Annotated in this window: 9 protein-coding genes and 1 riboswitch; of the genes, 1 reads left to right on the top strand and 8 read right to left on the bottom strand. The window is 52.4% G+C overall.

All coding sequences use genetic code 11. The features are described 5' to 3' along the window. The 3 genes from ABYT30_RS11545 to ABYT30_RS11535 form a co-directional block, all read right to left on the bottom strand. Positions 1-654: cation:proton antiporter (locus ABYT30_RS11545; protein ID WP_373096578.1), on the bottom strand; the 654-nt coding region annotated here is incomplete at its 3' end. A gap of 134 nt (positions 655-788) precedes the next feature. Continuing rightward, positions 789-1724: a pirin family protein gene (locus ABYT30_RS11540; RefSeq protein ID WP_373081825.1), complete on the bottom strand. Its 936-nt coding sequence runs from the start codon at positions 1722-1724 to the stop codon at positions 789-791. 86 nt (positions 1725-1810) lie between these two features. After that, on the bottom strand, positions 1811-2662 hold the full coding sequence (locus ABYT30_RS11535) for a TIGR03619 family F420-dependent LLM class oxidoreductase (protein ID WP_373096575.1): 852 nt from the start codon (positions 2660-2662) through the stop codon (positions 1811-1813). A 157-nt stretch (positions 2663-2819) separates the two neighbouring features. Here ABYT30_RS11535 and ABYT30_RS11530 point away from each other — a divergent pair, with 157 nt between their 5' ends. Further along, positions 2820-3716: a tyrosine-protein phosphatase gene (locus ABYT30_RS11530; RefSeq protein WP_373096574.1), complete on the top strand. Its 897-nt coding sequence runs from the start codon at positions 2820-2822 to the stop codon at positions 3714-3716. A 12-nt stretch (positions 3717-3728) separates the two neighbouring features. On the opposite strand, the gene ABYT30_RS11525 is transcribed toward ABYT30_RS11530, so the two are convergent. From ABYT30_RS11525 to purT, 5 genes are all read right to left on the bottom strand, one after another. After that, positions 3729-4529 carry a thiazole synthase gene (locus ABYT30_RS11525; RefSeq protein ID WP_373081832.1) on the bottom strand — a complete coding sequence of 267 codons (801 nt, stop codon included), beginning with the start codon at positions 4527-4529 and terminating at the stop codon, positions 3729-3731. 103 nt (positions 4530-4632) lie between these two features. Next, entirely contained in the window at positions 4633-4836 is a 204-nt protein-coding gene (thiS, locus tag ABYT30_RS11520; protein WP_373081834.1) for a sulfur carrier protein ThiS, read from the bottom strand. 26 nt (positions 4837-4862) lie between these two features. After that, positions 4863-5969 carry a glycine oxidase ThiO gene (thiO, locus tag ABYT30_RS11515; protein WP_373081836.1) on the bottom strand — a complete coding sequence of 369 codons (1107 nt, stop codon included), beginning with the start codon at positions 5967-5969 and terminating at the stop codon, positions 4863-4865. A 36-nt stretch (positions 5970-6005) separates the two neighbouring features. Then, on the bottom strand, positions 6006-7901 hold the full coding sequence (gene thiC / locus ABYT30_RS11510) for a phosphomethylpyrimidine synthase ThiC (protein WP_373081838.1): 1896 nt from the start codon (positions 7899-7901) through the stop codon (positions 6006-6008). A 109-nt stretch (positions 7902-8010) separates the two neighbouring features. After that, a riboswitch (TPP riboswitch) is annotated at positions 8011-8122 on the bottom strand. Between the two features lie 162 nt (positions 8123-8284). Beyond that, positions 8285-9054: formate-dependent phosphoribosylglycinamide formyltransferase (gene purT / locus ABYT30_RS11505; protein WP_373096572.1), on the bottom strand; the 770-nt coding region annotated here is incomplete at its 5' end.

The following is a 9054-nucleotide window of genomic DNA, read 5'->3' as shown; positions in this document are numbered from 1 at the left end:
TTGCAAACCAGTGCGGGCCACCATGCGGAACACCGGTCTCAATAAATAGCGACCACCGATCACCACCGCAGCAATACACAGCAGTATCCGCACTACCGACGTGCCGGTCTCGGCACCATTCCCGCCAATATTGCCGCTAAGCAAGGGTACTAGCGCAATCAGGGGGATCGCCGCGATATCCTGAAATAGCAAAATAGCAAAAGCCAAGCGCCCGTGGGGACTACCCAGTTGCTTACGCTCGGCTAAAATTTGCAAGCCGAAGGCGGTAGACGACAGCGCCAAGCCCAAGCCTAGGACAATGGCCGTCCGCACCGGCTGGTCAAAACTGAAGTACGCTACCCCCCCGATTAAAAGTCCACTGAGCGCGACCTGCGCCAGACCCACCCCAAACACGGCGCGGCGCATAAGCCACAGGCGCTTGGGCGACAGCTCCAAACCGATGATAAAGAGCAGCAGTACTACGCCAAACTCAGAAAAATGGGCGATGTTTTCGGGGTTGTGGATCAGTCCCAGGGCCGCGGGGCCAATGGCCACCCCAGCGATTAAATAACCCAACACCGCACCCAATTGCAGACGTTTAGCTAATGGCACAACCAACACAGCGGCCAGCAATAACACCACCATGGCCTGCAGTAAGTTGCTTTCGTGGGGCATTGAATTCTCCAGAAAAAATCACAGCGAATGCCTGTAGCAGAGCAACGAAGCCCAACCACACACAGATCAAAATGGTATTTTACACGGGCGGGGCGGCTACTGTAGGCCTTTTCTATTTTTGCGGGTCTTACTAACTAGTCTTTCCAAGGCAGCGGAGGCCCAATTAGACGCGGACCATCCCAGCCAGAAATACGGCCAAAACGCGGGCTAGATTCCTCCCAATCACGCTGGGCCTGAATAATCTCAGCGCGGTTGTGGCCCACATAATTCCACCACAGGGTAATGTTCTCGGCAAAAGGCTCGCCGCCCAGAAAAACAAACTGGCTGTCGGCGCTAAGCTTAACTTCCAGCGCGCTGGCCCCAGGGCTAAAATACGCCAAATCATTCTCAGTAAACGCCTCGCCACACACGCTGATGTCGCCCTGCAAAACCAATATGCCGTACTCAAAATTCGGCTTCAATTGCAGCTGAAGGTCGCCACCAGCGGCGCTGCATACATCTAGCGCCAATAACGGGGAGTAAACTCTTGCCGGTGATTGCTTAGCGCCATAAGCACCCGCGAGTAACGTAAGCTGACAATGATCCGTGGACCAACGCGGCAAATCTGGGTAGTGCTCAAAGGCCGGGGCACACGTCCTTTCTTGATAGGGCAACGCTATCCATAATTGCGCCGCATGTAACTGATCGCAAGCCGCAAGTGACTCTTCGGTGTGACTGATGCCCCGCCCTGCGGTCATTAAATTGACTTCACCGGGGCGCACTTCAGCGACATTACCCAAACTATCGCGGTGCAATACCTCACCGGCCACCATCCAAGTAAAGGTCTGTAAACCAATATGAGGGTGAGGACCAACTCTCATTCCTTCCCCAGCGCGGAAAACCGCCGGGCCGGCGTGATCAAGAAAACACCACGCGCCAATCATGCGGCGCTGCCGCGATGGCAACACTCGGTTCACCTTGATGCCACCACCGATGTCGGCACTGCGAGCTTTAATTTTTTGAATGGGATTTAAATGCGGCGGGCAATCTGCAGACGACGAGGCCTCAGAATCAGGCTGCTGATTACTCATAAAACCTCCCCATGCCTAGATTGAGCTTACTGCGAGCATAGACTGCGACGTGAACGCAGCCAGCCATTTACACTCTAGTTGCCGCCTTACAATTCAGCAATAATCGTCGAGAAACGCTCGATCATAGGCATCACAATCTCTGGCTTATCCCAATTTTGCATACCCACGCCGATATTACAGCGGTCTACGCCGCAATCGCGATAGTATTTAAGTAAATCTGGGGTCACCTCGGACATAACCACCAAGGTAATCTCCACCTCATTCGGCTTGCGACCAAATTCAGCGAGCAAATCGTGAAACGCCTTAATAGCGGCCTTCACATCCGGCAAGGCCACGTCGACCGGCATCCAGCCGTCGGCCCACTCCGCCGTGTGGCGCATACCCAACGGCCCCATTGCACCAAAAATCATTGGCGGACTGCGCAGTGGCTTTGGCTCAAACCACACTGGATCAAAATCGATAAACTCACCGTGAAATTCCGGCGCCTCATCGGCAAACAGAGCCCGAGTCGCCGCCACGGTTTCCTTTAATACCCCGTAGCGACGTTGCCATGGCTGCTGACTTACATTTTCAAATTCCTCTTGATTCCAGCCCACGCCGCTGCCGATCAATACCCGCCCGCAGGACAAACGGTCTAAGGTCGCGATAGTCTTCGCCTGAGAAAATAGCTCTCGCTCCATCAATAGCGCAATGCCGGTACCCAGCTTTAACCTTGTCGTCGCAGCCGCCGCCGCCATCAACGAGATATAGGGATCCATCATTTCTTTATAAGGCTCGGGCAGTTCACCCCCCGCCGGATAAGCGGTGCTTCGGCAGCGCGGAATATGACTATGTTCGCCATACCATAGCGACTCAAAACCCGCCGCCTCTAAAGTCGTCGCTAAATGTGCGGGATCCGGATCATTCGCCGTATTCATAGAACTGAAACCGAGATGCATAATCCTTCCTTTTTTATTATCAATTCGTTGTGGAGCCAGTCTAAGCCAAGCCAGCCTGCATACGTATACCCCACTTTGACGAGGCGCTACATTGAATAAACCATCGCGTTTAGCTTTCTGCTATTATCGCTAAAAAGGATTTCACAGGTTTATAACGATGACAATAAAACGCCTAGCCTATATCGCCGTCACACTTTTATTTGCTTATATGGGCAGCCAATACTTTTGGCCTAAACCGCAAACTGATGCTGTATCAAATGCGCAGCCCCACACTAATATCGAACCCTTTGCGCGTTTGTTACCGCTGGACGGTGGCTCAAATTTCCGCGACGTCGGCGCTTACCCAAGCCTAGGCAACAAGACAGTTCGCGAGGGCTTACTCTTCCGCTCCGCCAGCATGAACAGCCTAAACAGCCGAGATGAAGCTTATTTAAACAAACGCAACTTTAAGACAGTAATCGATTTACGATCTCAAGAGGAGGTCGCGCTCTATCCCAACCCTTGGGTAAAAAACAACACCACGATTAACTACATTAATTATCCATATAGTTTTATGGACATGAAGCTCGACAATGAAGGCGACCCAATGAAAGGGCTTTACATTAGCTTTCCCCAACAGTATCAAGCGCAAATGCGAGACTACTTCCAAGCCCTGCTGGCGAATCAAACGCCATTGGTCGTGAATTGCTCCGCTGGGCAAGACCGCACTGGTTTTGCCGTGGCGCTGCTACTGAGCGTCCTCGACGTCCCCCGCGAAATCATTGTGCAGGATTATTTACTCTCGACCCAATATCGCCGTCCAAAAAACGAACAGGGCAATGTTAACTTAGAGGAGGCCTCTAAAGTTAATGCCTTTGCCAAAATGATGCTGCGCTACAACCAGCATCAACCCGCCAAACCAACGCCACTCACTGCGGCCGATGGCACGCCTTATATAAACTACGCCTTCGCAAAAATTGAACAAGATTATGGCAACGTCAATAATTATCTCGAGCAAGCACTGGGCGTCGATGCCTCGGCGGTGAACAAACTTAAAAGCCTGTATCTGTACTAATTTCGTAAGGCCTTACTGCTGATGCCAAAACGGCATTCCTAAGGTCGGCGTTGAAGGTGAGGCAGTCTGCCGCTCCGGCATTGCCCCCGCCAAGGTTGCTTGGCGACCCGCGGCAACTGCATCGCGAAAGGCTCGCGCCATCAATACCGGATCCCCTGCCTGGGCAATTGCGGTATTCAGCAGAATACCATCGTAGCCCAATTCCAAAGCCTGCACCGCGTGGGAGGGCTTGCCAATACCGGCATCGACAATCAGCGGTAACTCGGGAATCCGCTCGCGAATGGTTTGTAAATTATAGGGATTCATCAAGCCCCGCCCAGTGCCAATTGGTGAACCCCAGGGCATCAAGACCTGACAACCGACATCGCGCAGCCGTTGACAGACAACCAAATCATCAGTGCAATAGGGAAACACCTTAAAGCCGAGTTTTATTAACTGCTCGGCGGCCTCCACCGTGCCAAGAGGGTCAGGCTGTAAATTATAATCATCCCCCACCACTTCCAATTTCAACCAATCTGTTTCAAACAACTCCCGTGACATCTGCGCCAAGGTCACCGCTTCTTTCACGCTGTGGCAACCCGCCGTGTTAGGCAATAAGGTTTTATTCAAACTTTTTAACTGCTGCCAAAATCCCTCACCGCCTGCTTCACTCGGCGACTGCCTACGCAGCGATACGGTAATAATCTCGGCACCAGATGCCACAATTGCGTCGCGCATAATTGTCGGCGAAGGATACAGCGCGCTGCCTATTAAAAGGCGGCTGTCGAAGCTTTGGCCGTAGAGGGTCCAGGTGTCTGGCTGTGGTGTTGTCATTTTATAGCTCTGTGTTTTTTAGTCGGACGTCGGGCGTCTGAGGTCGGGCGCGCTAGCCGGGTGTGTTTCGTCAGACATCCGACCTCAGACGCCCGACTTACCGTCACCCGCCCTGCACCGGTGCCAACACGTCCACTTGATCACCAGTATTCAAGCGCAACTCCCCGTACTGGGATCTCGGCACAAAATCCCCATTAACCGCCACAGCAATTTTTTCACATTCAAACCCCCACTCGGGCAACAGCTCGGCAAGGACTAAAGCGGCGTCACATTCGCGGCGTTCGTTATTCAAACTAATAAAAATCATTTGTGCGCTTTATCCATCGTTTCCACTTATACCGAAACACAATTTTCGGTTTGCTCGGCCAACATCACTAAAGCATTCTCCACCAACTGGGGGCTGAGTAAGTAACCGTGGCGATATAAGCCGTTCACCGTTAGCAATCCCGCCTCACAGTTCAGCACCGGTAAATTATCGGGCATCGCTGGGCGGCAGTGAGCAAAAGCGTGAAGCAAGTTCGCCTCGGCAAAGCCGCTGTGCACACTGTAAAGCGCTGACATCAATTCCAAAGTCGAGCGCACGGTAACCGGCTGCATTGATTCACTTTCAATTTCCGTCGCGCCAATCACATAGCGATTGTTTGGCCGCGGCGAAATATACAATTTATAACGGGGGTGCATCAGCCGCACCGGCCGTTGCAAATTGACTTCCGGCGCGTGCACCCATAAGACCTCGCCCCGCACGCCGCGCAAACCCGGCAATTGCGCCTTAGCACCAAGGCCTCGGCTGTCGATCACCCAATCAAATTTGTAAACTTCATCACTTAACACAATGCGGTGTGGCGCGGCACTGACAACCTCGCTATGCTCAAACCACTGGCCACCCAACTTTGTTATTGCCGCTTCCAGTGCAGCCAGCAAAGCGCTGTTATCAAGGTAACCTTCGTCGGCGAGAAACAGACCCGAACTATAACGCTCGGCTAACTCCGGTTCTAAATCTCGTAACCGCGCACGGTCAATACGCTCAACACCAGCGCAATGATCGGGGACTTTAGCCTGCAGCTGTTGCGCAAAATGCTGCAAACTCGACTTATCCAAGTCGTGAGCCACCACCAGACTGCCGTCCATACCGTAGCTAATTTCTTGCCCAGTTTGTTGTTCCAACATGGCGATCTGCGCAGGCCACCAGCGTAACGCCATCAATCCCCAATCAAACACCTGACGTTCAGCACTGGCCACCTCGCTATAGGGCGCCAACATCGACGCCGCTACCCGCGCTGCACTCAACTCTCCTTCGCGGCTACCTCGGTCAAAAAGACTCACACAGTGCCCTTGCTGCAAGAGCTTCCACGCGAGAAGGCGGCCGAGCAGGCCGGCGCCGGCGATGCCGATGTGAATCGGGTCGGATGTCGGACGTCGGATGTCGGACGCTTCGCTCATTCGTCAGACTCCAGACACCCGACGTCCGACTCGCCCTTACACCTTCTGATATATCTCACTACCCAGCTCTTTAAACTCAGCGGATTTTTTCTGCATTTCGGCGTCCAACTCGTCCTCTTCCAATTTTGCCGCGTAGTCGCGAACGTCTTGGGTGATTTTCATGGAGCAGAATTTGGGGCCACACATAGAGCAAAAATGCGCAACCTTTGCCGATTCTTTGGGCAGGGTTTCATCGTGGTAAGAACGTGCGGTATCCGGGTCTAAACCGAGGTTGAATTGATCTTCCCAGCGGAATTCAAATCGCGCTTTACTCAGGGCGTTGTCGCGCAATTGGGAGCCGGGATGGCCTTTGGCCAAGTCTGCGGCGTGGGCAGCAATTTTATAGGTGATGATGCCAGTTTTTACGTCATCTTTATTGGGCAAGCCCAAGTGTTCTTTGGGAGTGACGTAACACAGCATTGCGCAGCCATACCAGCCAATTTGGGCCGCGCCGATACCCGAGGTGATGTGATCGTAGCCCGGAGCAATATCAGTGGTCAGTGGCCCCAAAGTATAAAATGGCGCTTCGTCGCAGTGCTTGAGCTGTTCGGTCATATTCTCGTGAATCATCTGCATGGGCACATGACCAGGACCTTCAATCATCACCTGCACATCATGTTGCCACGCGCGTTTAGTTAATTCACCTAAAGTGCGTAGCTCGCCAAACTGCGCTTCGTCATTGGCGTCGGCGACCGAGCCCGGACGCAGGCCATCGCCAAGCGAAAAGGACACATCATAGGCCTTCATGATCTCGCAGATGTCATCAAAATGGGTGTAAAGAAAATTCTCTTTATGGTGAGACAAACACCACTTCGCCATAATCGAACCGCCCCGAGACACAATGCCGGTCACGCGTTTCGCGGTCAGCGGCACATAGCGCAGCAACACCCCCGCGTGAATCGTAAAATAATCCACGCCCTGCTCTGCTTGCTCAATTAAGGTGTCGCGGAAAATTTCCCAGGTCAAATCTTCGGCCACCCCGTCAACTTTTTCCAAGGCCTGGTAAATCGGCACAGTACCCACCGGCACCGGAGAATTACGGACAATCCACTCTCGGGTTTCATGAATGTTTTTACCGGTAGACAAGTCCATCATGGTATCTGCGCCCCAGCGAATACCCCACGTGAGCTTGGCCACTTCTTCTTCAATGGAGGAGCCTAGCGCTGAGTTCCCAATATTGCCGTTCACTTTTACCAAGAAGTTACGACCAATAATCATCGGCTCTAATTCAGGGTGATTGATATTGGCAGGAATAATTGCGCGGCCACGGGCCACTTCGTCGCGGACAAATTCCGGCGTAATTTCCTTTGGAATACTGGCGCCAAAGGCATTGCCGGGATGTTGAAAGCCCAATTCCCCTGGCAGCTCGCCCGCTTCTTTAGCGGCGGCTAAGGCCATGTTTTCGCGGATAGCAATATATTCCATTTCCGGCGTAATAATGCCGCGCCGCGCATAGTGCATCTGGCTAACATTTTTTCCGGCAAGTGCCCTGCGAGGATTGCGTTTTAAATCAAATCGCAATTGCTGCAAGCTCAAATCTGCTGCGCGTTTCCGGCTGTACTCGGAGCTATCGCCAGCGAGCAATTCGGTGTCATTGCGGCCGAGAATCCACTGATCACGAATCGGCTCCAAGCCTTTGCGAATATCAATATTAGCTTTGGGATCAGTGTAAGCGCCCGAGGTGTCATAAACTCGCACCGGGGGGTTAGGCTCTAAACGCGTGCTGCCATCTCTGGCTTGCACCGGGGTCGCCGTTAACTTGATCTCACGCATCGGCACTTGAATATCGGTGCGACTACCCTGGACATAAATCTTTGACGAACCCGGCAAAGGTTCAACGGAAGCGGCATCAACTTGGGCGGTATCGCGCAGTAATGGATAATCAGAACTCATTGTTTCCCCTTTTGCGCATAGCAAGCGCAAGTCTTTCGACTGGTTTAAAAATAAAACCAAGGAAGGAAAATTAGATCGGTTCTCAGACATCAATAAGCAGAGGAACCCCTGCTGAGAAGACCTTGTTTCCTACGCTGGCATTATCCAGATCAGGTAATACGGGATTCGAAAACGATCTCAGCCATTGCGTATTTTATACGCGGGCACCCCGACAAGAGTTGCTAGTGTAGGACGTAAATTGGGAGGATAGCAAGAGTAAAAATTTTAATAAAAATAAAAAAACACGGATCAACGGAAACTTGAGGATACAATTTTTAGCCCTAAACCCGCTATCTCATATGTTAAACACAGAATAAAAGCGCCGGAAAAACAACCAGCTTAACTTACAAGCTGACCGTCAACGCCTCAACAACAGCTAGCGCCTTCGCTCTCGCTTCCTCGATATCCTCGCCACGAGCGAGGGCAACGCCCATGCGACGTTTACCGTTAACTTCCGGCTTACCGAATAAACGCAGCTGGGTGTCGGGAGCATCTAAAGCGTGATCAAGATTACCAAAGCGCACGCGACTTGAGTTGCCGTCTACCAATACCACTGCTGAGGCAGAGGGGCCGTGCTGCTGAATATTGGGGATGGGGAGACCAAGTATGGCTCTAACATGCAGGGCAAACTCTGAGAGGTCTTGAGAGATTAATGTTACTAAGCCGGTGTCGTGGGGCCGCGGCGAAACTTCACTGAAAATCACCTCATCCCCTTTTACAAATAGCTCAACGCCGAACAAGCCCCAGCCACCTAGCGCCGTTGTTACTTGTTCAGCCATCTGCTGAGCACGCTGTAATGCGATGTCGGACATTGGCTGTGGCTGCCAAGACTCTTGATAATCACCGTCTTTTTGCAAGTGGCCAATCGGCGCGCAATAACTGGTTGCGGTGTCTTCGCCATCGCTGCCGCGATGGCGAATGGTGAGCAAGGTAATTTCGTAATCGAAATCAACAAAGCCTTCAATGATGACTCGGCCTGCTCCGGCGCGGCCACCCTCTTGGGCGTAAGTCCACGCGTCGTCAATTTCGGCTGGGCGACGCACTAGACTCTGACCTTTTCCTGAGGAACTCATGATTGGTTTGATCACGCAGGGCAGACCAATTTCAGCCACCG

Origin of the sequence: Zhongshania sp. (genome assembly GCF_041623545.1) — a bacterium.
GTDB lineage: Bacteria > Pseudomonadota > Gammaproteobacteria > Pseudomonadales > Spongiibacteraceae > Spongiibacter.
The sequence above is the reverse complement of the archived record's forward strand: the minus strand, read 5'-3'. Positions and strand labels throughout refer to the sequence as shown.

Excerpts from the sequence above, each read along its gene's own strand:
- ABYT30_RS11540 (WP_373081825.1), bottom strand. The coding sequence starts at position 1,724 with ATGAGTAATCAGCAGCCTGATTCTGAGGCCTCGTCGTCTGCAGATTGC.
- ABYT30_RS11535 (WP_373096575.1), bottom strand. The coding sequence starts at position 2,662 with ATGCATCTCGGTTTCAGTTCTATGAATACGGCGAATGATCCGGATCCC.
- ABYT30_RS11530 (WP_373096574.1), top strand. The coding sequence starts at position 2,820 with ATGACAATAAAACGCCTAGCCTATATCGCCGTCACACTTTTATTTGCT.
- ABYT30_RS11525 (WP_373081832.1), bottom strand. The coding sequence starts at position 4,529 with ATGACAACACCACAGCCAGACACCTGGACCCTCTACGGCCAAAGCTTC.
- thiS (WP_373081834.1), bottom strand. The coding sequence starts at position 4,836 with ATGATTTTTATTAGTTTGAATAACGAACGCCGCGAATGTGACGCCGCT.
- thiO (WP_373081836.1), bottom strand. The coding sequence starts at position 5,969 with ATGAGCGAAGCGTCCGACATCCGACGTCCGACATCCGACCCGATTCAC.
- thiC (WP_373081838.1), bottom strand. The coding sequence starts at position 7,901 with ATGAGTTCTGATTATCCATTACTGCGCGATACCGCCCAAGTTGATGCC.